At 48.1% G+C, this 1,089-nt stretch carries 1 protein-coding gene; it reads left to right on the forward strand.

Annotated elements, in window-relative coordinates; all coding sequences use genetic code 11:
- A partial coding sequence (locus KDK18_RS02590) for a hypothetical protein (RefSeq protein WP_257252981.1) occupies positions 1-1,089 on the forward strand: 1,089 nt, incomplete at both ends.

Here is a 1,089-nt window from a genome sequence, read left to right on the forward strand (position 1 = left end):
ATCGATATTCAGGGCAATGGACATACAGAGTTTACCCAGAGCGAGGTTGTGGTTCAGCCAACTTTAGGGTACGACCAGCAACCGATACCCAAATCCTATACCACCACCTACCCTGATCAGGCTGAAGCCAGAGCGGGCTATGAGGTTCCTTCTGAAGGCTTCACGGACGTTCTCTCTGGCATCAGTGGTGGTGTTTCCAGTGTTGATCAGTTTGAAACAGACGACTATGGCGTTGCTCAAAAATACACCAAAGTCCTGAAGGTAGGTAATGAGGGGGTCTTCAAGTTCACCCATTACCTTGCAGACAACAAACTGTTGATTGAGGTCAGAGACGGCATGACCCATCAGGATTCAATTGATGCTGTTCGTGGTCAATCATCTGGCATCCAACGGTTAGAACCGTTAACGAAAATCGCCAGCCCGGAACAACTGGTCGCAATGCTAAAAGGTGCTGATGAAAGAAAAGGAAGCCTTGGCGAAGTTGATCACTATGTTCCCCTTGCCACCCTTGAAGTGGACGAAGTTATAGTGAACGGGCGCACCTTCATGCGTCTTATCGCCTGTGGCGATCAGCCTCCTGCGCTGCAGCACCTGGGTCAATCACTTTTTGTTAATGATGAGGCTCTTTTAGCAGCAGCCACCTCTGCCTACACTCAGGTTCACGTTCTGGGGGAAGGTATACAACAGAAAGCCCTTAATGATCTGTTGTCATACCATAAACCCGTCGGCTATGTTGTCCACATCGAGGATGTGGCACAGCCTTATCCTGTGCCTGAGGGTTATCCAAAAATGGAACTGATTCAGGCTACAGGGGAAGTGATTGTTTTCCGTAGTCAGAAACAGAATCCGACCGATATCGCTTTTGTGGAAGGTCTCTACGACCTATGGGGAGAATTTGATGGTAATGACCGTGCTTCTGAAGCAACAGCTCAGCTTATTAAAAAAGACAAGGTCAAAAGCTACCAGCACGTCATTCGATGCAGGCAGATGGCACTACTGGAGGAGTTAGCCGCAGATCACAAACTTCACAATACTGAAATTGACAAATGTCAACTGTCAGTGCTTACCTGCTATGAATCTCTCCAGCAG

The sequence above is a fragment of the Endozoicomonas sp. SESOKO3 genome, assembly GCF_024606255.1.